19 protein-coding genes are annotated in these 24,753 nt (G+C 71.3%); 8 read left to right on the forward strand and 11 right to left on the reverse strand.

Annotation, left to right across the window (positions count from 1 at the left end; all coding sequences use genetic code 11):
• Positions 1-130 precede the first annotated feature (130 nt).
• Complete coding sequence (locus B079_RS0128035) at positions 131-1,033, reverse strand: tRNA (adenine-N1)-methyltransferase (RefSeq protein WP_018549169.1); 903 nt, start codon at positions 1,031-1,033, stop codon at positions 131-133.
• Positions 1,034-1,178: 145 nt separating this feature from the next.
• A complete protein-coding gene (locus tag B079_RS0128040; protein WP_018549170.1) occupies positions 1,179-2,666 on the reverse strand; it encodes a site-2 protease family protein in 1,488 nt (495 codons plus the stop codon).
• A 176-nt stretch (positions 2,667-2,842) separates the two neighbouring features.
• On the opposite strand from B079_RS0128040, the gene B079_RS0128045 reads away from it, so the two are divergent.
• Both B079_RS0128045 and B079_RS0128050 read left to right on the forward strand, forming a co-directional pair.
• Positions 2,843-3,826 (forward strand): RecB family exonuclease, encoded by a 984-nt coding sequence (locus B079_RS0128045; protein ID WP_026249157.1) that lies wholly within the window; start codon positions 2,843-2,845, stop codon positions 3,824-3,826.
• A 15-nt stretch (positions 3,827-3,841) separates the two neighbouring features.
• The gene (locus B079_RS0128050) at positions 3,842-4,516 is read left to right on the forward strand and encodes a response regulator (protein ID WP_018549172.1); all 675 of its coding nucleotides are present in this window, start codon (positions 3,842-3,844) and stop codon (positions 4,514-4,516) included.
• A 326-nt stretch (positions 4,517-4,842) separates the two neighbouring features.
• Here the strand turns inward: B079_RS0128050 and B079_RS0128055 are convergent, their stop codons facing one another.
• The 3 genes from B079_RS0128055 to metH form a co-directional block, all read right to left on the reverse strand.
• Positions 4,843-6,447 (reverse strand): ABC transporter substrate-binding protein, encoded by a 1,605-nt coding sequence (locus B079_RS0128055; RefSeq protein WP_018549173.1) that lies wholly within the window; start codon positions 6,445-6,447, stop codon positions 4,843-4,845.
• A 387-nt stretch (positions 6,448-6,834) separates the two neighbouring features.
• Positions 6,835-7,554, reverse strand: coding sequence for an HAD family hydrolase (locus B079_RS0128060; protein ID WP_018549174.1), 720 nt, complete (start codon positions 7,552-7,554; stop codon positions 6,835-6,837).
• Between the two features lie 230 nt (positions 7,555-7,784).
• The gene (gene metH / locus B079_RS0128065) at positions 7,785-11,297 is read right to left on the reverse strand and encodes a methionine synthase (protein ID WP_018549175.1); all 3,513 of its coding nucleotides are present in this window, start codon (positions 11,295-11,297) and stop codon (positions 7,785-7,787) included.
• A 317-nt stretch (positions 11,298-11,614) separates the two neighbouring features.
• Here metH and B079_RS0128070 point away from each other — a divergent pair, with 317 nt between their 5' ends.
• The 5 genes from B079_RS0128070 to B079_RS32880 all read left to right on the forward strand — a co-directional run bounded on the left by B079_RS0128070 (position 11,615) and on the right by B079_RS32880 (position 17,990).
• On the forward strand, positions 11,615-12,379 hold the full coding sequence (locus tag B079_RS0128070; RefSeq protein WP_018549176.1) for an IclR family transcriptional regulator: 765 nt from the start codon (positions 11,615-11,617) through the stop codon (positions 12,377-12,379).
• A gap of 353 nt (positions 12,380-12,732) precedes the next feature.
• Positions 12,733-13,524: an MIP/aquaporin family protein gene (locus B079_RS0128075; protein ID WP_018549177.1), complete on the forward strand. Its 792-nt coding sequence runs from the start codon at positions 12,733-12,735 to the stop codon at positions 13,522-13,524.
• A 97-nt stretch (positions 13,525-13,621) separates the two neighbouring features.
• Entirely contained in the window at positions 13,622-15,160 is a 1,539-nt protein-coding gene (glpK, locus tag B079_RS0128080) for a glycerol kinase GlpK (protein WP_018549178.1), read from the forward strand.
• A gap of 52 nt (positions 15,161-15,212) precedes the next feature.
• On the forward strand, positions 15,213-16,829 hold the full coding sequence (locus B079_RS0128085; RefSeq protein ID WP_018549179.1) for a glycerol-3-phosphate dehydrogenase/oxidase: 1,617 nt from the start codon (positions 15,213-15,215) through the stop codon (positions 16,827-16,829).
• 162 nt (positions 16,830-16,991) lie between these two features.
• Positions 16,992-17,990, forward strand: coding sequence for a PAC2 family protein (locus tag B079_RS32880; RefSeq protein ID WP_018549180.1), 999 nt, complete (start codon positions 16,992-16,994; stop codon positions 17,988-17,990).
• Between the two features lie 64 nt (positions 17,991-18,054).
• Here B079_RS32880 and mshC read toward each other — a convergent pair whose 3' ends face one another.
• The 4 genes from mshC to B079_RS0128110 form a co-directional block, all read right to left on the reverse strand.
• Positions 18,055-19,284 carry a cysteine--1-D-myo-inosityl 2-amino-2-deoxy-alpha-D-glucopyranoside ligase gene (mshC, locus tag B079_RS0128095; RefSeq protein WP_026249158.1) on the reverse strand — a complete coding sequence of 410 codons (1,230 nt, stop codon included), beginning with the start codon at positions 19,282-19,284 and terminating at the stop codon, positions 18,055-18,057.
• A gap of 126 nt (positions 19,285-19,410) precedes the next feature.
• On the reverse strand, positions 19,411-20,244 hold the full coding sequence (locus tag B079_RS0128100) for an SCO1664 family protein (protein ID WP_199779980.1): 834 nt from the start codon (positions 20,242-20,244) through the stop codon (positions 19,411-19,413).
• Positions 20,208-20,798: a DUF3090 domain-containing protein gene (locus B079_RS0128105; protein ID WP_018549183.1), complete on the reverse strand. Its 591-nt coding sequence runs from the start codon at positions 20,796-20,798 to the stop codon at positions 20,208-20,210. The genes B079_RS0128100 and B079_RS0128105 overlap by 37 nt, the downstream gene beginning before the upstream one ends.
• A 58-nt stretch (positions 20,799-20,856) precedes the next feature.
• On the reverse strand, positions 20,857-21,543 hold the full coding sequence (locus tag B079_RS0128110) for a histidine phosphatase family protein (RefSeq protein WP_018549184.1): 687 nt from the start codon (positions 21,541-21,543) through the stop codon (positions 20,857-20,859).
• A gap of 98 nt (positions 21,544-21,641) precedes the next feature.
• Here B079_RS0128110 and corA point away from each other — a divergent pair, with 98 nt between their 5' ends.
• A complete protein-coding gene (corA, locus tag B079_RS0128115; RefSeq protein WP_026249159.1) occupies positions 21,642-22,640 on the forward strand; it encodes a magnesium/cobalt transporter CorA in 999 nt (332 codons plus the stop codon).
• A gap of 21 nt (positions 22,641-22,661) precedes the next feature.
• Here corA and B079_RS0128120 read toward each other — a convergent pair whose 3' ends face one another.
• The gene (locus tag B079_RS0128120) at positions 22,662-23,450 is read right to left on the reverse strand and encodes a ferritin-like domain-containing protein (protein ID WP_018549186.1); all 789 of its coding nucleotides are present in this window, start codon (positions 23,448-23,450) and stop codon (positions 22,662-22,664) included.
• Between the two features lie 208 nt (positions 23,451-23,658).
• On the reverse strand, positions 23,659-24,714 hold the full coding sequence (locus tag B079_RS0128125) for an LLM class F420-dependent oxidoreductase (RefSeq protein WP_018549187.1): 1,056 nt from the start codon (positions 24,712-24,714) through the stop codon (positions 23,659-23,661).
• Between the last annotated feature and the right edge of the window lie 39 nt (positions 24,715-24,753).

Below are 24,753 nucleotides of genomic sequence, written 5' to 3' on the forward strand. Positions count from 1 at the left end.
GTGGCGGGCCGGGTGGGTGCGGGGGTGTGGTTTCTGGTGCGGGGTCAAGCGGAAGGCGCCGTGGCCGAGTTCCGGAGGGGATCCGGTAACTCGGCCACGGCGCCTGTGCGTTGTGCGGGGTGGGGGCCGGTCAGCGGCCGGAGCCGCCGTCGGCGTTGGGTCCTGCGTAGTCCTCGCCGTAGGCGCCCTTGGCGGGGCGGCGGCGGCGCATGGGCGGCTCGACGCCGTCGGCGAGACGGCGGGCGGTGAGCAGGAAGCCGGTGTGGCCGATCATGCGGTGGTCCGGGCGGACGGCCAGGCCCTCGATGTGCCAGTTGCGGATCATCGTCTCCCAGGCGGTCGGCTCGTTGAAGCAGCCGATCTCGCGGATGGACTCGACGGTCCGGGCGAGCTGGGTGGTGGTGGCCACGTAGCAGCAGAGGATGCCGCCGGGGACGAGTGCCTTGGAGACGGCTTCCAGGCATTCCCAGGGGGCGAGCATGTCGAGGATGACGCGGTCGACGTCGGTGTCGGACAGGTTGTCCTGGAGGTCGCCGACGGTGAGCTGCCAGGCGGGGTGTTCGCCGCCGAAGTAGCGCTCCACGTTCTGCTTGGCGATCTCGGCGAAGTCCTCGCGGCGCTCGTAGGAGTGCAGCATGCCCTGGTCGCCGATGGCGCGCAGCAGGAAGCTGCTGAGCGAGCCGGAGCCGACGCCGGCCTCGACGACGCGGGCGCCGGGGAAGATGTCGGCGAAGGCGAGGATCTGCCCCGCGTCCTTCGGGTAGACGACGGCTGCCCCTCGGGGCATGGACAGGACGTAGTCGGGGAGCAGGGGGCGCAGCGCGAGGTAGGCGACGTTGCCGGTGGTGCGGACAACGCTGCCCTCGGGGGCGCCGATCAGTTCGTCGTGCGGGAAGGAGCCCTTGTGGGTGTGGAAGTTCTTCCCGGCTTCGAGCGTGAACGTGTAGTGACGGCCCTTGGGGTCGGTCAGCTGAACCTGGTCCCCGACCTTGAAGGGCCCGCGCCTGCGGGCGGCACCGGTCGGTTCGGACATAAGACCAGCCTACCGGTTCCCTGCCGGGGGCTTGACCGTCGACAGGGGCAGCAAGCGACGGTGGGTGCGCGGGTGCGGGCCGCGTGTGGTCGCTCGCGCAGTTCCCCGCGCCCCCAAGAGAGGCCCGCTCGCCCTCACGCCGTTGTCAGGCGGGCCTTGCCATGGCCTTCACGAAGGCCCTCTCCACGTCCGCCGCGGACAGGACGCCGTAGATCTCGCCGGTCTCCTCTACGACGAGGTATTCGGTGGCGGGGGCGGCGCGGAGGGTGTCGAGGAGTTCTTCGCCGGTGAGTTCGGCGGAGACGCGCATGCCGTCGGTGATGTCCTGGGCGAGGCCGCTGACGGCGACCCAGGGGCGGCGGTGTTCGGGGATGCCGACGATGGCGGACTCGCGGACGAGGGAGAGGGGGGTGCCGTCGGGGTCGACGACGACGAGGGCGCGGGCTCCGGCGGCGTTGGCGCGGCGCAGGGCCTCGGAGAGCGGGGTGTCGGTCTCGACGGGGACGGCGCGGCGGGTGAGGGTGCGGGCGCTCAGCTCGGGGAGGTGTTCGCGCAGCCGGGCCATGCGGAGGCTGTTTCCGGCGCCGGTCCAGATGATGGCGGCGAGGATCGCGGCGAGCAGGGCGTCGGTGATGGTGTCCATGCTGCCGAGGTCGGCGTCGCCGCCGAAGAAGCGGGAGTGGTTGAGCAGGGGCAGGCCGATCAGGACGGTGAGGGCGAGGGCGCGGCCGACCCAGGCGGCGGCGACGGTGCCGGTCATGGGCTTGCCGGTGATCTTCCAGACGACGGCGCGCAGCATCCGGCCGCCGTCCAGGGGCAGGCCGGGGAGCAGGTTGAAGATGGCGACGATGAGGTTGGAGATCATCAGTCCGGCGAGCAGGACGCCGGGGACGGTGCCGGGCTGGACGGGTTTGAGGGCGAGGTAGAAGAGCCCGGCGAGGATCAGGGAGAGCAGGGGTCCGACGAAGGCGAGGACGAACTCGCGTCCGGGGGTCTCGGCCTCCTTCTCGATCTCGGAGACGCCGCCGAAGAACTGGAGCTGGATGCGGCGTACCGGGAGTTTGAAGCGGAGGGCGGCGACGGTGTGGGCGAGTTCGTGGACGAGGACCGAGGCGTAGAAGGCGACGGCGAAGAAGAGGGAGACGAGGTAGCGGGCGGCGCCGAGTTCGGGCAGGACCTGGTCGAGCTGGCCGCCGAAGACCCAGGTGATGAGGGCGGCGACGAGGAACCAGCTGGGTGCGACGTAGACGGGTACGCCGAACGGGCGGCCCATGAGGATGCCGCCGCCGGGTTCGGCGGGGGGCTGGGGCGGTTCGCCCTTGCCGGGGCCGCCGGGGCCGCTGCCGGTGCCGGAGTGGGCGAGGGTGCGGTGGTCGTGGGCCGGGTCGCCGTCGGGGGTGCGGCCGTCGCGGTGGCCCTCCGGGCCCGGCTGGGGCGCCTGGGGGGTCTGGGGCGCCTGCCGGGGCTGTTCGGGGGCCGGGGCCGTGTCGTCGGGGCCGTGGGTGTCGTGCTCCGGCTCCCGGCCGGGGTCCGGGTTCCCGGGGCCGGTACTGGGGGTCGCAGGGACTTCGGGGTGGCCGGCCGGCTCGTCGCTACCGGACCGCGGCTGCCCGTTTCCGCCGCTCACGTCCACGGTGTCCCCTCGTTCGAAGCGTCCTCGCGCCGGTGGGCACAAGGGTCTCGGGTCGATGGTATGCGGCCGGGGTGGTGCGGTACGCCTCGGCACCCCTTGTGTGTGCCCCGGCCGGGGGCTGGTGACGCCCGGTGGAAGTGGGTCGCTGTCGGTGGGGGGCCTTATGGTCTGTGGTCATGGACAGCAGCAGTGAGGACACGGGGACGGCGCCGGGCGTGGTGGAGGGCGCGGCCCCGGCGGGTGTGACGGTGCCCGTCACCGTGCCCGGACCGGCGCCCGCCGGGGACGGCGCGGGTGGGCGGCGGGCTCCGGCGGCGCCCACGTCGCTGTCGCCGTCGCGGGCGAGCGACTTCATGCAGTGTCCGCTGCTGTACCGGTTCCGGGTGATCGACCGGCTGCCGGAGAAGCCGAGCGAGGCGGCGACGCGGGGCACGCTGGTGCACGCGGTGCTGGAGCGGCTTTTCGACGCGCCCGCGGTGGAGCGTACGGCGCCGCGGGCGAAGTCGCTGGTGCCCGGGCAGTGGGACCGGCTGCGGGAGAGCAGGCCGGAGATCGGCGAGCTGTTCGCGGACGATCCGGAGGGCGAGCGGCTGGCGCGCTGGCTGGGTGAGGCGGAGCGGCTTGTGGAGCGCTGGTTCTCCCTTGAGGACCCGACGCGTCTGGAGCCCGCCGAGCGTGAGCTGTTCGTGGAGGCGGAGCTGGAGTCGGGGCTGCGGCTGCGCGGGATCATCGACCGGGTGGACGTGGCGCCGACCGGTGAGGTGCGGATCGTCGACTACAAGACGGGCAAGGCGCCCCGTCCGGAGTACGCCGAGGGCGCGCTGTTCCAGATGAAGTTCTACGCGCTGGTGGTGTGGCGGCTGAAGCGGGTGGTGCCCCGGCGGCTGCAGCTGGTGTATCTGGGCAGCGGGGACGTGCTGACGTACGACCCGGTGCCGGGGGATCTGGAGCGGATGGAGCGGCGGCTGCTGGCGCTGTGGGAGTCGATCTCGCGGGCGACGGAGACGGGTGAGTGGCGGCCCCGGCCGACGAAGCTGTGCGGCTGGTGCGACCACCAGGCGTGCTGTCCGGAGTTCGGTGGTACTCCCCCGCCGTATCCGCTGCCGGTGAGGGCGCCGGAGTCCGCGGCCGACGGGTTGGGCAGAATGGGGTCCGACTAGCGAAGGAGTTGTCACGTGGCGATCCGTGTCCTGCTGGTGGACGACCAGCCGCTGCTGCGTACGGGCTTCCGGATGATCCTGGAGGCCGAGCCGGACATCGCGGTCGTCGGTGAGGCCGGGGACGGTCTGCAGGCTCTCGACCAGGTGCGTGCGTTGCAGCCGGATGTGGTCCTGATGGACATCCGTATGCCCCGGATGGACGGGGTGGAGGCGACCCGGCAGATCACCGGTCCTGGCCGGGACGGTCCGGCGAAGGTGCTGGTGCTGACCACGTTCGATCTGGACGAGTACGTGGTGGAGGCGCTCAGGGCGGGGGCGAGCGGTTTCCTGCTGAAGGACGCCCCGGCGAACGAGCTGGTGCAGGCGATCCGGGTGGTGGCGGCGGGTGAGGCGATGCTGGCGCCGAGCATCACGCGTCGGCTGCTGGACAAGTACGCGACGCATCTGCCCTCGGGCGAGGAGCCCGCGCGGGACACGCTGCACACGCTGACGGACCGTGAGGTCGAGGTGCTGAAGCTGGTGGCGCGGGGGCTGTCGAACGCGGAGATCGCGGCGGAGCTGTTCGTCAGCGAGACGACGGTGAAGACGCATGTGGGGCATGTGCTGACGAAGCTGGGCCTGCGTGACCGGGTGCAGGCGGCGGTGTACGCGTACGAGAGCGGGCTGGTGCGTCCGGGGGCGCAGCAGTAGCGCCGGGGGCGGTACGACGGCGAGGGGCGCCCTTCCTGTGGGAGGGCGCCCTTGGCGTGTCCGGGGTGGTGAGGTGGAAGACGACGGTGTGCTCGCCGTTGCTGAACTTCAGGCCGTCCTTCAGTTCGCATCGGAAGACGGTGGCCCGGGTGTCGGTGAATCCGCAGGGCCGGAGCCGTCGCCGCTCGTGCCGCAGCCGGTCGACAGACCGCAGGCCAGCCCTGCCACGAGGGGCAGGACTGGCCAGGGGGTGCGCATGTTCACCGCATGTGCGTTCTCGTCGGGGGCCTCCGGGGGACGGCGTCCCGGCCCCGGCGAGGGAGCCGTCAGCCGCTCACGCCACGGCCGAGCTCCCACAGCTGAAGCGTCGAGGAGGAGTTCAGGGCGTAGGAGACGCCAGTGATGTCGTCCCGCGCGGCAACGTACTGCTTGCCCTGCCACAGGGGCAGCACGGGGACGTCCTCCGCGACGGTGTCCTGAATGGTCGTCAGGGTCTTGGCCGCGTCCAGCCGGTCCGCCTCGCGGCGGCTCTGGGGGATCAGAGTGCGCTGGATGGTGGTGTTCGAGTAGGGCGAGCCGAGGAAGTTGTCCTTGTCGAGGAAGGGCGCGACGTAGTTGTCGGCGTCGGGGAAGTCGGGGAACCAGCCCATGCCGTAGACGTCGTAGGCGCCCTTCTGCTCCGCGGGGCGGAAGGTGGCCCAGGGGTGGCCCTGGATGCTCACGTCGAACAGGCCGCTGTCGTTGAGCTGCTTCTGCAGGATCTGGAACTCCTGCTTGGTCACCGAGCCGTAGTGGTCGGTGGTGTAGTGCAGCGTCAGCTTGATCGGGGTGGTGATGCCGGCCTTGACGAGCAGGTCCTTGGCCTTCGGGACGCTCGGGTCGCCGTACTTGTTGAAGAACGAGTTGGAGTGGCCCGCGAGGGTGGCCGGGACGAGCGAGTACAGCGGCTCGGCCTGGGTGCCGTAGACCTTGGAGACCAGCTCGCCGCGGTCGATGACCTGGGCCATGGCCTGGCGGACGGCCTTGTCCTTGACGGTGGTGGCGTTGGTGTTGAAGGCCAGGTAGCGGATCTCGAGGCCGGGCATGTCGACCAGCTCGGCGTTCTCGTCGGAGCCGGAGTCCAGCTTCTGGATCTGCGACGGGGTCATGGTGCGGGTCATGACGTCGACGTCGCCGCGGTCGAGGGCGGCGCCCATGGCCTGCGCGCTGGCGAAGGACCGGATCTCGACCTTGTCGTTGTTGAGCTTGGTGCTGCCCTTGTAGTTCGGGTTCTTCGTGTACGTGGCGCTGACGACCGCGTTGTTCTTGACCTCGGCCTTGAAGGTGTACGGGCCGGAGCCGTCCACCTGGAAGCCGTCGCGGAGCTTGTCGGCGGAGTAGATCTTCGGGTTGACGATGCCCGCGACCGGCGTGGACAGCTTGTACGGGAAGGTCGCGTCGGCCGACTTCAGGTGGAAGATGACGTCGCGGTCGCCCTGGGTCTCCACCGTGTCGACGGTGTTGAGCAGGGCGGAGACGCCACTTTCCGCCTTGAGGTGGATGGCGCGGTCGATCGAGAACTTGACGTCGGCGGCGGTGACGGGGTCGCCGTTGGCGAACTTCAGGCCGTCACGCAGCTTGCAGGCGTAGCGCTCGTTGCCGGAGTCGGTGAAGCCGCAGCTCTCGGCGGCCTCGGGGACCGGGTTGCCCTCGCCCTTGGGCTGGGTCATGAGGGTCTGCACGGTCTGGCGGAGGACGTTCCAGGTGCCGACGTCGTACGCGTAGGCGGGGTCGAGCGGCGCGGGGGCGTCCGACGTGGCGGTGAACTGGTCCGTGGTACCGACGACGATGGGCTTGCCGCCCTGACTCCCGCTGTCCGATCCACCGCACGCGGCGAGCACCGGCGTAAGCAGGCCGGCCACTGCCGGCAGCACCAGAGTCTTGCGGTTCATGCGGGGCTTTCTCCAGAGCGTTCGGTTCCGTGGACCCGGCGACGAGGGGTGGCGCGGCGGTTCACGGGAGTTGCTGCGATGTTGTCGCGACGACATTAGTCCGCGCCCGCTGAACGGCCGACGCGTGCCCGAGCTGAGGGCTCATCACGCAGTGAAACCGGGTGTGGACGCACCGAAAAACCGACACTGGCAGGATTGGTGCAACGGATCATCAACTGGGACACAAAGACCGGCCGACCACCCCGGTTTCGGGGTGGTCGGCATACGGTCCGCGCGCTGTCCAGACCTTTCCGAGTGGCGAACCTCACAATTCAACTCCGGTGACCGTCACCGGAATTCGCAGAGTGACGACCGGGCGGGGGCCGGCCGGACCGTCATGGGCGTCCGCTAGTGACGGCCCGCCAGCAGCCCGCGCAGGAAGGCCAGGTCGACGCTCTCCAGCGAGGTGACGACGGTGCGCCGGTGGGCCGGGACGATGGGGGCGATGGAGGGCACGGCCACGACATGGCAGCCCGCTGCCTCGGCGGCGGCGACGCCGGTGGCGGTGTCCTCGACGACCGCGCAGCGGGCCGGGTCGGCGCCGAGTCCTGCGGCGGCGAGGAGGTAGGGGTCGGGGTGCGGCTTGGTGCGGGAGACCTCGTCGCCGCCGATGGACAGGGTGAAGTGGTGCGGGCCGAGGACGGTCAGCACCCGGTCGATGATGCGCCGGTGGGAGGCGGAGACCAGGGCGGTCGGGACGCGGTGGCGGTGGAGTTCGGCGAGGAGGTCGGCGGCGCCGGGCATCAGCGGCAGGGCGCGGCCGATGCGCCGCTCGAAGCCGTCGTTGAGCAGGACGGAGACCTCTTCGAGGGTGATGTCGGCGCCGGTGGCCTCGATGAGGAAGCCCGCGCTGCGGGTCATGGGGCCGCCGACCACGACATGCCGCCAGGACTCGTCCAGGGCGTGGCCGAGGGCGGCGAAGACCTCCACCTCCACGTCCCACCAGAAACCCTCTGTGTCCACCAGGGTGCCGTCCATGTCCAGCAGGACCGCCTGCAGGGCGAAATCCTCGGCCGTGGTGGTCTGCGTTGCCCGAGCGGGGCCGGGCGCGGGGACCGTACTGGTCATCCGGGCGCACCTCCTTGAGGGACGACCAGGCCGGCTCCCGGACAGGGAGCCGGCCTGCGATGGACCGACCAGTGTACGTCTCCGCGCGGTGAATCGCCTCGTTTATCCGGGGCGCGCCGGGGTACACCGGAGAAGCCTGCGCCGCAGGCCAGGGGGTGTTCCGGCGTGCCCGGAGGCCGCTGTGGGTGCGCTGTGACGGGCCTTGTCACGGGCCCGCCGCGCGCCCCCTCTCAGCGTGCGTTGAAGTACTTCGCCTCGGGGTGGTGGATCACGATGGCATCGGTGGACTGCTCGGGGTGGAGCTGGAACTCCTCGCTCAGCTGGACGCCGATGCGCTCGGGCTCCAGCAGCGTGGCGATCTTGGCCCGGTCGGCGAGGTCGGGGCAGGCGCCGTAGCCGAGGGAGAAGCGGGCGCCCCGGTACTTGAGGGCGAACATGTCCTCGATCTGGTTCGGGTCCTCGCCCGCGAAGCCGAGTTCGGAGCGGACCCGGGCGTGCCAGTACTCGGCCAGTGCCTCGGCCAGCTGCACGGACAGGCCGTGGAGTTCGAGGTATTCGCGGTAGGCGTCGGCGGCGAAGAGGCGGGCGGTCTCCTCGCCGATGCGCGAGCCGACGGTGACGACCTGGAGGCCGACCACATCCGTCTCCCCCGACTCCTCGGGGCGGAAGAAGTCGGCCAGGCACAAGCGGCGGCCCCGGCGCTGGCGCGGGAAGGTGAAGCGGGTGCGTTCGTTGCCGCGCTCGTCCAGGATGATGAGGTCGTCGTCCTTGGAGACGCAGGGGAAGTAGCCGTACACGACGGCCGCTTCGAGCAGGTTCTCGGTCTGGAGGCGGTCGATGAGGCCGCGCAGCCGGGGGCGGCCCTCGGTCTCCACCAGCTCCTCGTAGGTCGGGCCGTCTCCGGCGCGGGCCTGCTTCAGGCCCCACTGACCCTTGAACAGCGCGCCCTCGTCCAGCCAGGACGCGTATTCCTTGAGCTGGATGCCCTTGACGACGCGGGTGCCCCAGAAGGGCGGGGCGGGGACGGGGTTGTCGACGGCGACGTCGGAGCGGACGTGGCCCTCCTCGGGCCGCTCCTCGACCTCCACGACGGCCGGGCGGACCCGGCGCTGCTTGAGTTCGGGCAGCTTGGCGCCGGGGACGCCGCGCTTGACGCCGATGAGGGCGTCCATGAGGCGCAGTCCCTCGAAGGCGTCGCGGGCGTAGCGGACCTCGCCCTCGTAGATCTCGTGCAGGTCCTGTTCGACGTAGGCGCGGGTGAGGGCGGCGCCGCCGAGGATGACGGGGTAGTCGGCGGCGAGGCCGCGCTGGTTCAGCTCCTCCAGGTTCTCCTTCATGATCACGGTGGACTTGACGAGGAGGCCGGACATGCCGATGACGTCGGCGCTGTGTTCCTCGGCGGCGTCCAGGATCGCGGAGACGGGCTGCTTGATGCCGAGGTTGACGACGTTGTAGCCGTTGTTGGACAGGATGATGTCGACGAGGTTCTTGCCGATGTCGTGGACGTCGCCGCGGACGGTGGCCAGCACGATGGTGCCCTTGCCCTCGGCGTCGGACTTCTCCATGTGCGGTTCCAGGTGGGCGACCGCGGTCTTCATGACCTCGGCGGACTGGAGGACGAACGGCAGCTGCATCTGGCCGGAGCCGAACAGCTCGCCGACCACCTTCATGCCGTCCAGGAGGGTGTCGTTGACGATGTCGAGGGCCGGACGCTCCGTCAGCGCCTCGTCCAGGTCGGCCTCCAGGCCGTTCTTCTCGCCGTCGATGATGCGGCGCTTGAGGCGTTCGTCCAGCGGGAGGGCGGCCAGTTCCTCGGCCTTGCCCGCCTTGAGGGACTTGGCGGTGGCGCCCTCGAACAGCGCCATCAGCTTCTGGAGCGGGTCGTAGCCCTCGGCGCGGCGGTCGTGGACGAGGTCGAGAGCGGTGGTGACCTCTTCCTCGCTGAAGCGGGCGATGGGCAGGATCTTGGAGGCGTGCACGATGGCCGAGTCCAGGCCCGCCTTGACGCACTCGTCCAGGAAGACGGAGTTGAGCAGGATGCGGGCGGCCGGGTTGAGGCCGAAGGAGATGTTGGACAGGCCGAGCGTGGTCTGCACGTCCGGGTGACGGCGCTTCAGCTCGCGGATCGCCTCGATGGTGGCGATGCCGTCCCTGCGGGACTCCTCCTGGCCGGTGCAGATGGTGAAGGTCAGGCAGTCCACGAGGATGTCCTCCTCGCGGATGCCCCAGTTCCCGGTGAGGTCGTCGATGAGCCGTTCGGCGATCTCGACCTTCTTCTCGGGGGTGCGGGCCTGGCCCTCCTCGTCGATGGTGAGCGCGATCAGCGCGGCGCCGTGCTCCTGGGCGAGCCGGGTGACCTTCGCGAAGCGGGACTCGGGGCCGTCGCCGTCCTCGTAGTTGACGGAGTTGATGACCGCGCGCCCGCCCAGCTTCTCCAGACCGGCGCGCAGGACGTCGACCTCGGTGGAGTCCAGGACGATCGGCAGGGTGGAGGCGGTGGCGAAGCGGCCCGCCAGTTCCTCCATGTCGGCGACGCCGTCGCGGCCGACGTAGTCCACGCACAGGTCGAGCATGTGCGCGCCCTCGCGGATCTGTTCGCGCGCCAGTTCCACGCAGTCGTCCCAGCGGCCCTCCAGCATGGCCTCGCGGAACTTCTTGGAGCCGTTGGCGTTGGTGCGCTCGCCGATGGCCAGATAGGCGGTGTCCTGACGGAACGGCACCGACTGGTAGAGCGAGGCGGCGCCCGGCTCGGGGCGGGGGCTGCGCTCGGTGGGGGTGAGGTCCCGGACGCGCTCGACGACCTGGCGCAGATGCTCGGGGGTGGTGCCGCAGCAGCCGCCGACCAGTGAGAGGCCGTACTCGCGGACGAAGGTCTCCTGGGCGTCGGCCAGTTCCGGCGCGGTGAGCGGGTAGTGGGCGCCGTCCTTGCCGAGCACGGGCAGACCGGCGTTGGGCATGCAGGACAGCGGGATGCGGGCGTTGCGCGCGAGGTGGCGCAGGTGCTCGCTCATCTCGGCGGGGCCGGTGGCGCAGTTCAGGCCGATCATGTCGATGCCCAGCGGCTCGAGCGCGGTGAGCGCGGCGCCGATCTCGGAGCCGAGCAGCATGGTGCCGGTGGTCTCCACGGTCACCGAGACGATGACGGGCAGGTCCAGGCCGAGGGCGTCCAGGCCGCGCCGGGCGCCGAGGACGGCGGCCTTGGTCTGGAGCAGGTCCTGGGTGGTCTCCACCAGCAGGGCGTCGGCGCCGCCGGTGACCAGGCCCTCGGCGTTGCGCTGGTAGGCGTCGCGCAGGGTGGTGTACGGGGCGTGGCCGAGGGTGGGCAGCTTGGTGCCGGGGCCGATCGAGCCGAGGACCCAGCGGGCGCGGCCGTCCCGGGCGGTGTACTCGTCGGCGACCTCGCGGGCGACGCGGGCGCCGGACTCGGACAGCTCGTGGACGCGCTCGGGGATGTCGTACTCGCCGAGGGCGGAGTGGTTGGCGCCGAAGGTGTTGGTCTCGACGCAGTCGACGCCGACGGCGAAGTAGGCGTCGTGGACCGAACGGACGATGTCCGGGCGGGTGAGGTTCAGGATCTCGTTGCAGCCTTCGAGCTGCTGGAAGTCGTCGAGCGTGGGCTCCTGGGCCTGGAGCATGGTGCCCATCGCTCCGTCGGCGACCACCACGCGGGTGGCCAGTGCCTCTCGGAGGGCGGACACACGGGTCCGGAGGTCGGCGTGGGGGGACGTCGGCGACGAGGCCATGAAGGGGCTCCCTGGGATGCGACGGCTGTCGGCTATGCGCCCTCCCCCGGCGAGCCGGGCGAGGGGCACGGCGTCAGACTAACCGGCGGTGGGCTTGGATGGGCACCGGCGTCCACCACACGGACGCGGACGGCGGAACCGGCCGCTCCGGGCGGCGCGGAAGATTCCGCCGTCGGCGGTGGTACGGCGCGGTCATTGGCGGGAGGTCGGCATGGACCGGTACTGTTCGGCATTGTCGAACGATGCCTGAGGTGTCAGGTGTCAGATACCCGCGGTGTCGTCCGACGGCGGCCGGAGCGGACGGAGGTAGGACGGCGATGGCACGGAACATCCAGTCGCTCGAACGGGCGGCCGCGATGCTGCGCCTGCTCGCGGGTGGCGAGCGACGGCTCGGACTGTCGGACATCGCCTCGTCGCTGGGCCTCGCCAAGGGCACGGCGCACGGCATCCTGCGCACCCTCCAGCACGAGGGCTTCGTCGAACAGGACGAGGCGTCCGGGCGCTATCAGCTGGGCGCGGAGCTGCTGCGCCTCGGCACCACCTATCTGGACGTGCACGAGCTGCGCGCGCGGGCGCTGGTGTGGACCGACGACCTGGCCCGCTCCAGCGGGGAGAGCGTGCACCTGGGGGTGCTGCACCAGCAGGGCGTGCTGATCGTGCACCACGTCTTCCGCCCGGACGACAGCAGGCAGGTGCTGGAGATCGGCGCCATGCAGCCGCTGCACTCGACGGCGCTCGGCAAGGTGCTCGCCGCGTACGACCCGGTGGCCCACAGCGAGGCCCTGGAGGCCCCGCGCAAGGCGTTCACCGACCGTACGGTGTGCGGTCCCGAGGACTTCGAGCACATCCTCGACCTCACGCGCGCGCGGGGTTACGCCGCCGACGTGGAGGAGACCTGGGAGGGCATGGCGTCCATCGCCGCCCCCGTCCACGACCGCCGCCGCATGCCGGTGGGCGCGGTCGGCATCACCGGCGCCGTGGAGCGGCTGTGCCGCGAGGGCGACCTGCGCCCGGAACTGATCGCGGCGGTGCGCGACTGTGCCCGGGCGGTGTCCCGGGACCTGGGCGCGGCCCGCTTCTGAAGTCGCACCGGCCTGTCCGGCCGTGATCCCCGCCCCCGGCGCGCCGCCCGGGGCGGTGACACGCATGCGCGCACGCTCGCCCGTACTCCCTCCGCGCGCCTTCACGCCCGTCCCGGGCGATAGCCCCAGCCGATCAGTAACGATCGCGTTTTCGATTACAGAACCCTTGACGCATGGACGACCCCGAAGCAAGACTCCCGTCCATCGGTCGGCATTGTCGAACACTTGCCGTTAATGCGCGTTAGGGTGTGACAGCGCCTAGGGCCGACACCGCTCTCATCCCCGAGGGCACGAGAACCCCCGAAGGGACGCGGGGTTCGGCTTTCCCTGGACGAAGGACAAAGGAGTCGCGGGTGTCCAGCTCCGACATCTTCATCGGCGAGACCATCGGTACCGCCATACTCATCCTGCTCGGCGGCGGTGTGTGTGCCGCCGTGACACTGAAGGCCTCCAAGGCGCGGGGCGCCGGCTGGCTCGCCATCGCCTTCGGGTGGGGTTTCGCCGTTCTGACGGCGGTCTACACCTCCGCGCCGCTGTCGGGCGCGCATCTGAACCCGGCCGTGACGCTCGCGCTCGCCATCAAGGACAAGGACTTCAGTGACCTCCCGGTCTACTGGGGCGGTCAGCTGCTCGGCGCGATGATCGGCGCGACGCTGGTCTGGGTGGCGTACTACGGCCAGTTCCACGCCCATCTCACCGACCGGGAGATCGTCGGCGGGCCCGGCGCGCAGGACACGGTCAAGGCGGTCGAGGCCGAGGAAGCCGCCGCGGGCCCGGTCCTGGGCATCTTCTCCACCGGCCCGGAGATCCGGAACGCCGTGCAGAACCTCCTCACGGAGATCATCGGCACTCTGGTGCTGGTCCTGGCGGTGCTCACCCAGGGCCTGAACGACAAGGGCAACGGTCTGGGCACCCTGGGCGCCCTGATCACCGCACTGGTGGTCGTCGGCATCGGCCTCTCGCTCGGCGGCCCGACGGGGTACGCGATCAACCCGGCCCGCGACCTGGGCCCGCGCATCGTGCACGCCCTGCTGCCGCTGCCCAACAAGGGCGGTTCGGACTGGAGCTACGCGTGGATCCCGGTCGTCGGTCCACTGATCGGCGGCGCGATCGCTGCGGGTATCTACAACGTCGCTTTTGCTTGACGAGTAACGATTTGTCGCAAAAGCGCCGATCATTCGAGTACGCGCCGTACACACCGCACGCACCGCACCCTCACCTCGGATCCCCCAGGAGCACACAGTGACCGACGCCCACACCGCAGGCCCGTTCATCGCGGCGATCGACCAGGGCACGACCTCCTCGCGCTGCATCGTCTTCGACCGGGACGGCCGGATCGTCTCCGTCGACCAGAAGGAGCACGAGCAGATCTTCCCGAAGCCGGGCTGGGTCGAGCACGACGCGAACGAGATCTGGACCAACGTCCAGGAGGTCGTCGCCGGAGCCGTCGAGAAGGCCGGCATCACCCGCGACGACATCAAGGCCATCGGCATCACCAACCAGCGCGAGACCACCGTGCTGTGGGACAAGAACACCGGTGAGCCCGTCCACAACGCCATCGTCTGGCAGGACACCCGCACCGACGCCCTCTGCCGGGAGCTGGGCCGCAACGTCGGCCAGGACCGCTTCCGCCGCGAGACCGGCCTGCCGCTGGCCTCGTACTTCGCCGGGCCCAAGGCCCGCTGGCTCCTGGACAACGTCGAGGGCCTGCGCGAGCGCGCCGAGGCCGGCGACATCCTCTTCGGCACCATGGACAGCTGGGTCATCTGGAACCTGACCGGCGGCACGGACGGCGGCAAGCACGTCACCGACGTCACCAACGCCTCGCGCACCATGCTGATGAACCTGCACACCATGCAGTGGGACAAGAAGATCTGCGAGTCCATCGGCGTCCCCATGGAGATGCTGCCCGAGATCCGCTCCTCCGCCGAGGTCTACGGCGAGATCAGCGGCGGCAGCCTCGGCGACCTGCTCGGTGGCATCCCGGTGGCCTCCGCGCTCGGCGACCAGCAGGCGGCCCTGTTCGGCCAGACCTGCTTCTCCGAGGGCGAGACCAAGTCCACCTACGGCACCGGCACCTTCATGGTGATGAACACCGGTGAGAAGATCATCAACTCCTACGCCGGTCTGCTGACCACGGTCGGCTACAAGATCGGTGACCAGCCGACGGTGTACGCCCTGGAGGGCTCCATCGCCGTCACCGGCTCGCTGGTGCAGTGGATGCGCGACCAGATGGGCCTCATCTCCACCGCCGCCGAGATCGAGACGCTCGCGCTCTCGGTCGAGGACAACGGCGGCGCCTACTTCGTACCGGCCTTCTCCGGCCTGTTCGCCCCGCACTGGCGCTCCGACGCGCGCGGTGTGATCGCGGGCCTGACCCGGTACGTCACCAAGGCGCACATCGCGCGCGCCGTCCTGGAGGCCACGGCCTGGCAGACGCGGGAGATCGCGGACGCCATGACCAAGGACTCCGGCGTCGAGCTGACCACGCTCAAGGTGGACGGCGGCATGACCGCGAACAACCTGCTGATGCAGACGCTCGCGGACGTGCTCGACGCCCCCGTGGTGCGCCCCATGGTCGCCGAGACCACCTGTCTCGGCGCCGCCTACGCCGCCGGTCTCGCCGTCGGCTTCTGGTCCAGCACCGACGAACTGCGCGCCAACTGGCGCCGGGCCGCCGAATGGACCCCCCGCATGGACGCGGAGACCCGCGACCGTGAGTACAAGAGCTGGCTCAAGGCCGTCGAGCGGACCATGGGCTGGCTCGAGGACGAGAGCTGAGCGGGCCTGAAGGACCGCCCATCCGGCTCTGACGAGGAGTGAAGTACCCGACATGACCAGTCCCACCACCCTGCCGCCCGTACCCACCCTGGGCACGCGCCCCGCCTCCGGGTCCAACCCGAGCCGGGCCGAGACCAGGGAGCAGCTCGCCAGGGCGTCCTACGACCTCCTGGTGATCGGCGGCGGCATCCTCGGCATCTCCACCGCCTGGCACGCCGCGCAGTCCGGGCTCAGGGTGGCGCTGGTCGACGCCGGTGACTTCGCCGGTGCCACCTCCTCCGCCTCCTCCAAGCTGCTCCACGGCGGCCTGCGGTACCTGCAGACCGGCGCGGTGAAGCTGGTGGCGGAGAACCACTTCGAGCGCCGTGCGGTCTCCCGCCAGGTGGCCCCTCACCTGGCGAACCCGCTCACCTTCTACCTCCCGGTGTACAAGGGCGGGCCGCACGGCGCGGCGAAGCTCGGCGCGGGCGTGTTCGCGTACTCGGCGCTCTCCGCGTTCGGGGACGGCGTGGGGCATCTGCTCTCGCCGTCCCGGGCCGCGCGGGACGTGCCCGAGCTGCGCACCGAGAACCTGAAGGCCGTGGCCGTCTACGGCGACGACCAGATGAACGACGCGCGCATGGCGCTGATGACGGTCCGTGCGGCCGTCGACGCGGGCGCGGTCGTCCTCAACCACGCCGAGGTCACCGGGCTGCGTTTCACGCGCGGCCGGGTCACCGGTGCCGAGCTGCGCGACCGGATGTCGGGCGAGGAGTTCGGCGTGAACGCCCGGCTGGTGCTCAACGCCACCGGGCCCTGGGTCGACCATGTGCGCCGTCTGGAGGACCCGCACGCGGCGCCGTCGATCCGGCTGTCCAAGGGCGCGCACCTGGTGCTCAAGCGCACCGCGCCCTGGAAGGCCGCGCTGGCCACGCCCATCGACAAGTACCGCATCACCTTCGCCCTCCCCTGGGAGGACATGCTGCTGCTCGGCACCACCGACGAGGAGTACGAGGGCGAGCCGGGCGAGGTGTCGGTCACCGAGAAGGACATCGCCCAGATCCTGGACGAGGCCGCGTTCTCGGTGCGGGACAACCAGCTCAGGCGGGAGCTGATGACGTATGCCTTCGCGGGCCTTCGGGTGCTGCCCGGCGGGCCCGGGGACACCGCCAAGGCCAAGCGGGAGACGGTGGTCACCGAGGGCCGGGGCGGGATGCTGTCCGTCGCGGGCGGCAAGTGGACGACGTTCCGGCACATCGGCCGTACGGTCATGAAGAAGCTGGAGGAGCTGCCGGGCCACCCGCTCGGTGACGACTTCGAGCCGGTCTCCACGCTGCCCAAGCGGCTGCCGCTGCCCGGTGTGGCCAACCCGCGCGCGGTCGCCCACCGGCTCCTGGTGGACCGTCCGGCGCCCGGACCGCGCATGGCGGCCGACACCGCCCGGCATCTGGCCACCCACTACGGCTCGCTCGCCTTCGACATCGCCCGGCTGGCCAACGAGCAGCCGGAGCTGGCCGAGCGCGTCCACCCCGACGCGCCGGAGATATGGGCGCAGGTGGTGTGGGCGCGGGACCACGAGTGGGCCGAGACGCCGGACGACGTGCTGCGCCGCCGCACCACGCTGACCATCCGGGGCCTGGCCACCGACGAGATACGCGCCGGGGTGCAGGGCCTGCTCGACCAGCGGTAGCCGACCGCTCCCCCGGTCCGGATCGCCGCGCGTGCGGGGTGTTCCGGGCCGGGGATCGGGGCAGTGATCCGTCCAACCCCCCGTCCAGGGGGCTGCGGGCGCTCCGGCCGGACGCCGTAAGGTTGGGTGGTCAGGCGAGAGCATGTCGGAAGGAGGCACTGGGTGATCGAGCTGGAGGGTGTTCCCGAGCTGATCGACCCAGTCATGGTGGCCGCGTTCGAGGGCTGGAACGATGCCGGTGACGCCGCCTCCACGGCGGTCGCGCATCTGGAACGCGAGTGGAAGGGCGAGGTCTTCGCCGCGCTGGACGCGGAGGACTACTACGACTTCCAGGTCAACCGGCCCACGGTCTTCATGGAGGGCGGCGTACGCAAGATCACCTGGCCGACCACGCGGCTCTCGGTGGTCCGGGTCGGCGGTGACAAGCCCCGTGACCTGGTGCTGGTGCGCGGCATCGAGCCGTCGATGCGCTGGCGCTCGTTCTGCAACGAACTGCTCGGCTTCGCCCATGAGCTGGGCGTCGAGCTGGTGGTGATCCTGGGCGCGCTGCTCGGCGACACCCCGCACACGCGGCCGGTCCCGGTCAGCGGGGTGACCTCCGACGCGGAGCTGGCCCGCCGCATGGACCTGGAGGAGACGAAGTACGAGGGCCCCACAGGCATCGTCGGTGTCCTCCAGGAGGCCTGCACGCACGCCGGGGTTCCGGCGGTGTCGCTGTGGGCGGCGGTGCCGCACTACGTGTCGCAGCCGCCCAACCCGAAGGCCACCCTCGCGCTGCTCAACCGGCTTGAGGACCTGCTGGACCTGCGTATCCCGCAGGGCGAGCTGCCCGAGGACGCGCGGGCCTGGCAGGTGGGCGTGGACCAGCTGGCGGCCGAGGACAGCGAGGTCTCGGAGTACGTGCAGACGCTGGAGGAGGCGCGGGACACCGCCGAGCTGCCGGAGGCGTCCGGCGAGGCGATCGCCCGCGAGTTCGAGCGTTATCTGCGGCGGCGGGACGTCGGTCCGGGCGCCGGGCACGCCACGGCGGACGGCGAGAGCGGCCCGTTCCGCCGCGACACGCCGAGCGGCCGGACCCGTCCGCCCAAGCCCCCGAAGCCGGGGCCGCCGGGTGCGCCGGGCGCCTCGGAGGGCGAGGACACGGACGGCTCGGAGGACTGAGCGACACACGAGTGGGGCGGTACCCGGACCGGGTACCGCCCCACTGTGCTGTGCGGGCGTGAGGTCAGAGCGCCACGCCGAGCAGTGCGTCCACGGTGCGGCTGACCAGGCCGGGGGCGCCGGTGTCGGTGCCGCCCTCGGCCTCCTGGCGGGCCGCCCAGCGGTCCACGGCCTCAAGGGCGGCGGGCGCGTCCAGGTCGTTCGCCAGGGCCGCGCGGACCTCGTCCACCAGCGCGTCGGCGGAGGGGCCGTCGGGCCGGGAGACGGCGGCACGCCAGCGGCCGAGCCGGTCCACCGCGTCCTGGAGGATCTGGTCGGTCCACTCCCAGTCGGAGCGGTAGTGGTGGGAGTGCAGGGCGAGCCGGATCGCGGCCGGGTCGACGCCGTCGCGGCGCAGCTGGGAGACGAAGACGAGGTTGCCCCGCGACTTCGACATCTTCTCGCCGTCCAGGCCGACCATGCCCGCGTGGACGTACGCCTTGGCCATGGGGAACTCGCCGGTGAGCACCTGGGCGTGCGAGGCGCCCATCTCGTGGTGCGGGAAGGCGAGGTCGGAGCCGCCGCCCTGGACGTCGAAGCCCATGCCGAGGTGGTCGAGCGCGATGGCGACGCACTCGATGTGCCAGCCGGGGCGGCCCCGGCCGAGCGAGCCGCCATCCCAGCTGGGCTCGCCCTCGCGGGCGGCCAGCCACAGCATCGGGTCGAGCGGGTTCTTCTTGCCCTGCCGGTCGGGGTCGCCGCCGCGCTCGGCGGACAGCAGCCGCATGGCCGCCGCGTCCAGGTGGGAGACGCCGCCGAAGTGCGGGTCGGACTCGACGGAGAAGTAGATGTCGCCGTCCAGCTCGTAGGCCGCGCCGAGATCCCGCAGCCGCTCCACGAGGGGGACGATGCCGGGTATGGCCTCGACGGCGCCTATGTAGTGCTGCGGGGGCAGCATCCTGAGGGCGGTCATGTCCTCGCGGAAGAGGGCGGTCTCCTTCTCGGCGAGGGCGACCCAGTCGACGCCGTCCCGGTCGGCCCGCTCGAGGAGCGGGTCGTCGACGTCGGTGACGTTCTGGACGTAGTGGACCTGCCGCTTGGTGTCGAGCCACACGCGCTGCACGAGGTCGAACGCGTTGTAGGTCGCCGCGTGACCCATGTGGGTCGCGTCGTACGGCGTGATGCCGCAGACATAGATCCGGGCGACGGGACCGGGGTCCAGGGTGACCGGACCGCCGGTCGCGGTGTCGTGAATCCTCAGGTCGCGGCCCTGACCGGGCAGGGCGGGGACCTCGGAAGCGGGCCAGGCATGCATGTACATGAGACTAACCGCCCATGAGCAGCGCATACGAACCGGATCGGGCCGGATGGCCTGATCGGCACTCTTGCGCGGCGGCGGATTCCGTGCGGGACACCACTGTCACGTGAGCCCCTGCCGTCGTCAGACCGGCGGCCAGGGGATCGCGGGCCAGTCGCCCGCCGGTTCGGGGTGGCGGCCCGAGGCGCGCAGGGCGGCGACGCGGGCGCGGGTGGCCTCGATCTCGGCGGGGGTGAGCAGCGGGGCGAGCCGTCCGGCCAGGGGTGCGCCCTCGGCCAGGCCGTCCTGGAGGCGGTCCAGGACGGTGTGGGCCTCCTCGGCCAGCGGCTCGCCCGCCCAGCCCCACAGCAGGGTGCGCAGCTTGTTCTCGGTGTGGAAGGTGACGCCGTGGTCGATGCCGTAGAGCGCGCCGGAGGCGGTGGGCAGCAGGTGGCCGCCCTTGCGGTCGGCGTTGTTGATCACGGCGTCCAGGACGGCGAGGCGGCGCAGCCGTTCGTCGTCGGCGTGCACGAGCAGCGCGGTGCGGCCCTCGCCGACCTCGGCGAAGCCGACCGCCTTCCAGCCGGGGCCCGGTTCCTCGCCGTCGACCAGGGCGAGGAGTTCGGCCTCGGGGCTGACGTCGATCCACAGCTGGCACATGCCCTCGCCGTAGGGGCCCTCGCGCAGCACGGTCGGCGGGACCAGCCCCCAGCCGGTGGCCTCGGAGATCTCGTAGGCGGCGACCTCGCGGCCTGCCAGGGTGCCGTCGGGGAAGTCCCACAGCGGGCGCTCCCCGGCGACGGGTTTGTACACGCAGGATGCTTCGCGGCCGTCCAGGGCGACCGTGCAGAACAGGGCCGCGTTGGAGGCGTCGCGGATGCGGCCGCGTACGGTCAGCTCGCCCCGCGCGATCAGCTCCGCGAGGTCCGCGTCGGTGGCGGTCACGCTCCCCGGCGGTATCCGTTCTGGCGCGGACATACGTGTCCTTCCGGGTCGAGCGGGAGGCTGCACAGCGGGCACGGCGGGCGCCCGGCGTTGACGACGTCGAGAGCGCGCTTGGCGAAGGCCCTGGCCTGTGCGCCGGTCAGCCGGACCCGCAGCATCGGGGGCCCGTTCTCCTCGTCCTGGAGGAGGCGTTCCTCGGCCTGGGCGAGGTCTTCCTCGGTCTCGGCGTCCAGTTCGACGAGGGCCTGCGCCTCGACGATCATGCGCTGTTCCTCGCCGTCCCAGGCGAGCGCCATGGTGCCGACGCGGAACTCCTCCTCGATGGGGGTGTCCAGCGGGCCTGAGTCGGCGATCTCGGTGGGGGCGACGGCGGGGACGGCCGCGTTGCCGCCGCTGCGCCGCACGACCTCGTCGAGCAGTTCGTCCATGCGTTCGGCCAGGGCGGCGACCTGGGTCTTCTCCAGGGCCACGCTGGTCACCCGGGGGCCCGCGGCGGCCTGGAGGAAGAACGTACGGCGTCCGGGCAGTCCGACCGTGCCGGCCACGAAGCGGTCCGGCGGGTCGTAGAGGAACACCTGACGGGACACGTCCTGTCTCCATGGGATCGAATGGGTTCGGGTGGCCTCACCCTACTGCGGGCGGCGATCACGGTGCGCCCGCACCGCCCCCGACCGGTGCGTCGTCCTCCGGGGGTGTTTCGCGCGGGGCCAGCGACGAAAGGTCGCCGGTGTCGCCGAGCCGCACCAGGTAGGGCCGCAGGCGCGTGTAGCGGATCGCGGTGACGGAGCAGGGCTCCACGGAGACCCGCTGGAACAGGTCGAGGTGGAGGCCGAGCGCGTCGGCGACCAGCGCCTTGATGATGTCGCCGTGGGAGCACATGAGGTAGACGGCGTCGGCGCCGTGCTCGCGCTCCACGCGCGCGTTCCAGTCGCGTACGGCCTCGGCGGCGCGGTGCTGCATGGCGCGCATGGACTCGCCGCCGGGGAAGGCGGCGGCGGAGGGGTGGCTCTGGACGACCTCCATGAGGGGTTCGTCCTTCAGCTCGGCGAGTTTGCGGCCGGACCAGTCGCCGTAGTGGCACTCCCCGATCCGCTCGTCGGTGTGCACGGGCAGGTCGGGGCGGGCCTCCAGGAGGGGCCGCACGGTCTCCTGGCAGCGCTGCAGCGGGCTGATCACCGCCTCGCGCAGCGGCAGTCCGGCGAGGCGGCCGGGCAGCGCCGCGGCCTGCTCGGTGCCGCGCTCGTCGAGGGCGACACCGGGGGTCCATCCGGCGAGCAGGCCCGCGGTGTTGGCCGTGGAGCGTCCGTGCCGGACGAGGATCAGGGTCGGCATGGGCCCCAGCGTAGACCGGCGTGCGCGCGAGGCGGCCGGGGAAGCCGATTCGGCGGCCCCGTGTGCGTAAGCCGCCGGTGGGCGGGAAAATGCTCCCCGTGATCTTCGACTGTGCCATCTACCGTGACGGACGCCGCACCAAGGCTTTCAAGGACCCGGCCGAAGCGCTGAAGGAGGCGCGGGCGCAGGGCGACGCGTTCGTCTGGATCGCGCTGCACGACTCCACGGCCGAGGAGTTCGACCTCGTCCGCAAGGTGTTCGGGCTGCATCCGCTGGCGGTGGAGGACGCGCTCAAGGCCCACCAGCGGCCCAAGCTGGAGGTCTACGACGACTCGCTGTTCGTCGTGATCAAGCCGGTGTTCTACGAGCAGCAGCGCGACAGGGTCTCCACCGGCGAGGTCATGGTCTTTATCGGCGACTCGTTCGTGGTGACGGTGCGGCACGGCAAGGCGGCTCCGCTGGAGGAGGTGCGGCGCCGGGTGGAGTCGGACCCGGCGAAGCTGCGGCACGGTCCGACCGGGGTGCTCTACGCGATCGCGGACGCCACGGTGGACGCCTATCTGGAGGTCGCCACCGAGCTGGGCACGGATCTGGACGAGCTGGAAGCGGAGGTCTTCTCACCGGCGGACGCCGGGTCGCGGAACACGGCGTCGCGGATCTACACGTTCAAGCGGCAGGTCCTGGAGTTCCGGCGGGCGACGGTGCCGCTCACGGTGCCGCTCACCCGGCTCTCCGGGACGGGCACGAGCAGCGCGCCGGTGCCGTTCGTGGACGAGGACGCGCGGCCGTTCTTCCGGGACGTCAACGACCATCTGACCCGGGTGAACGAGTCCGTGGAGGGCCTGGACCGGCTGGTCTCCGACATCCTCTCGGCGCATCTGGCGCAGATGAGCGTGCGGCAGAACGACGACATGCGGAAGATCTCGTCCTGGGCGGCGATGGCCGCGGTGCCGACGCTGATCGCCGGGATCTACGGCATGAACTTCGAGAACATGCCGGAGCTGCGCTGGGTGTGGGGCTATCCGGTGGTGGTGGCCGTGATGGTGCTGCTGGAGGTCTTCCTGTACCGCAACTTCCGGCGGCGGGGCTGGCTGTAGCCGCGGGTGGCTCTGCGGGGCTCAGGCGAACTCGGCTGCCTTCGGGGCGGGTCCGCCGAGCGCGTCGCGCCGCTCCGGCATCTCCAGGGTGACCATCCGGCGCCAGCCGACGGCCCGCTCCCAGACGTAGAGGGCGTGGATGCCGAGGGCGAGCAGCGCGTTCCTGGCCCGGGACCAGCGCAGGACGCGGCCCATGTGGGCCATGACGGCGAGGCTGACGTCGCGGTAGATCCGGATCTCGGCGAGCGCGCACTCGCGCAGGATGCGCTGGATGGCGCGGCCGTGTCCGGCGTAGGCGAGGCGCAGCAGTTCCTCGTGGCAGTAGGCGAGGTGGTTGTCCTCGTCGTGGGAGATCATGCGGACGGCGCGGCCGATGTCCTGGTGGTCGCCGAAGAGTCTGAGCAGCAGCCGCATCTGCTCGGAGGCCCGCTGTTCGGTGACGCGGCTGTGGGCGAGGTAGGTGACGATGTCGTCCACGGTGAGCGGCCGGTCGGCCTTCAGCTTGTCGTGGGTGAGGCCGATGCCGTTCCGTTCCAGGAGCATCGTGTAGTCGGTGTCGGGCGGCACGGGCACGGGTTCGAGGCCGCGTTTGCGCATCAGGGCGTGGAAGATCCGCCCGTGCTTGTCCTCGTCGGCGCCATGGCGGGCGATCTTGGGGGCGAGGGCGCGCTGGCTCTGCGGTACGAGGGCGGCGATCCGGCCGTTCTCCCAGCCGCCCTGGGCCTCCCCGCTTGCGGCGATGGAGCAGAAGAGCCGGAAGGACGCGTCGTTGTCGAGGATCTCCTGGAACAGGCTCTTGGCCGAAAGCATCGTGGGCACCTCTCTGCAGGTCTCCGCAGTGAAGAAGTCAAATGCGGATAAAGAGGACCCGCAACCGCGGTGTGCGCACGCTGGGCCGAAAGAGGGAGCGCCGGGGGCGTAACCGGCCGGGGACCGGCGCGTTGTTCCCGGTGACGGCCGTGGCGGGGAAGACCCCCGAGCCCCCACCACGGCCGCGAAAAGCTTCTGCCGTCCCGCGTCACGCGAGTCCGGCGCGCTCCAGGGCCTCGGCGCCGCCGCGCAGGGAGGCGATCCGCTCCTCCAGGGTGAAGCCGGCCGGGGCGAGCGTGAGGGTGGTGACTCCTGCCGCCGCGTACGCCTTCATGCGGTCGGCGATGCGGTCCACGGAGCCGAGCAGGGTGGTCTTGTCGATCAGGTCGTGCGGGATGGCCGCGGCGGCGCCCTGCTTGTCGCCGGAGAGGTACTTGTCCTGGATCTCGGCGGCCTCCTTCTCGTACCCCATGCGCTGGGCGAGCCGGTTGTAGAAGTTCTGCTTGCGGCTGCCCATGCCGCCCACGTAGAGCGCGGTGTAGGGGCGGAAGGTGTCCGCGAGGCGGGTCACGTCCACGTCGGCGCCGACCGCGACCGGCACGGTCGGACAGACGTCGAAGCCCTCCATGGTCCTGCCCGCCTTCTCGCGGCCCGCGCGCAGCGAGGAGATGGCGGTCTCCTCCAGGTGCTCGGCGGCCGGGAAGATCAGCAGGGCGCCGTCGGCGATCTCGCCGGTCTGCTCCAGGTTCTTCGGGCCGATGGCGGCGATGTAGAGCGGGATGTGCTCACGCTGCGGATGCACGGTGAGCTTGAGCGGCTTGCCGGGGCCGCCCGGCAGCGGCAGCGTCCAGTGCTCGCCCTCGTACGACAGACGGTCGCGGGTCATCGCCTTGCGGACGATCTCCACGTACTCGCGGGTGCGGGCGAGCGGCTTGTCGAACTTGACGCCGTACCAGCCCTCGGAGACCTGCGGTCCCGAGACGCCGAGGCCGAGCCGGAAGCGGCCACCGGAGAGGGAGTCGAGCGTCGCCGCGGTCATCGCGGTCATGGCGGGCTGGCGGGCCGGGATCTGGAAGATCGCCGAGCCCACGTCGATCCGCTCCGTCTGCGCGGCGACCCAGCTGAGCACCGTGGCGGCGTCGGAGCCGTACGCCTCGGCGGCCCAGCAGACGCTGTAGCCGAGCCGGTCGGCCTCCTGCGCCACGGCGAGGTTGTCCCCGTCCATCCCGGCGCCCCAGTAGCCGAGGTTGATCCCGAGCTGCATGACCGATCCCCTTACTCGCAAGTAACGTACCTGCGGCCG

Origin of the sequence: Streptomyces sp. LaPpAH-108, assembly GCF_000373625.1 — a bacterium.
In the GTDB taxonomy this organism is placed as follows: Bacteria; Actinomycetota; Actinomycetes; order Streptomycetales; family Streptomycetaceae; genus Streptomyces.

Coding starts and splice junctions, on each gene's coding strand:
- B079_RS0128035 (WP_018549169.1), bottom strand. CDS start 1,033: ATGTCCGAACCGACCGGTGCCGCCCGCAGGCGCGGGCCCTTCAAGGTC.
- B079_RS0128045 (WP_026249157.1), top strand. CDS start 2,843: ATGGACAGCAGCAGTGAGGACACGGGGACGGCGCCGGGCGTGGTGGAG.
- B079_RS0128055 (WP_018549173.1), bottom strand. CDS start 6,447: ATGAACCGCAAGACTCTGGTGCTGCCGGCAGTGGCCGGCCTGCTTACG.
- B079_RS0128060 (WP_018549174.1), bottom strand. CDS start 7,554: ATGACCAGTACGGTCCCCGCGCCCGGCCCCGCTCGGGCAACGCAGACC.
- metH (WP_018549175.1), bottom strand. CDS start 11,297: ATGGCCTCGTCGCCGACGTCCCCCCACGCCGACCTCCGGACCCGTGTG.
- B079_RS0128070 (WP_018549176.1), top strand. CDS start 11,615: ATGGCACGGAACATCCAGTCGCTCGAACGGGCGGCCGCGATGCTGCGC.
- B079_RS0128085 (WP_018549179.1), top strand. CDS start 15,213: ATGACCAGTCCCACCACCCTGCCGCCCGTACCCACCCTGGGCACGCGC.
- mshC (WP_026249158.1), bottom strand. CDS start 19,284: ATGCATGCCTGGCCCGCTTCCGAGGTCCCCGCCCTGCCCGGTCAGGGC.
- B079_RS0128100 (WP_199779980.1), bottom strand. CDS start 20,244: ATGTCCGCGCCAGAACGGATACCGCCGGGGAGCGTGACCGCCACCGAC.
- B079_RS0128110 (WP_018549184.1), bottom strand. CDS start 21,543: ATGCCGACCCTGATCCTCGTCCGGCACGGACGCTCCACGGCCAACACC.
- B079_RS0128120 (WP_018549186.1), bottom strand. CDS start 23,450: ATGCTTTCGGCCAAGAGCCTGTTCCAGGAGATCCTCGACAACGACGCG.
- B079_RS0128125 (WP_018549187.1), bottom strand. CDS start 24,714: ATGCAGCTCGGGATCAACCTCGGCTACTGGGGCGCCGGGATGGACGGG.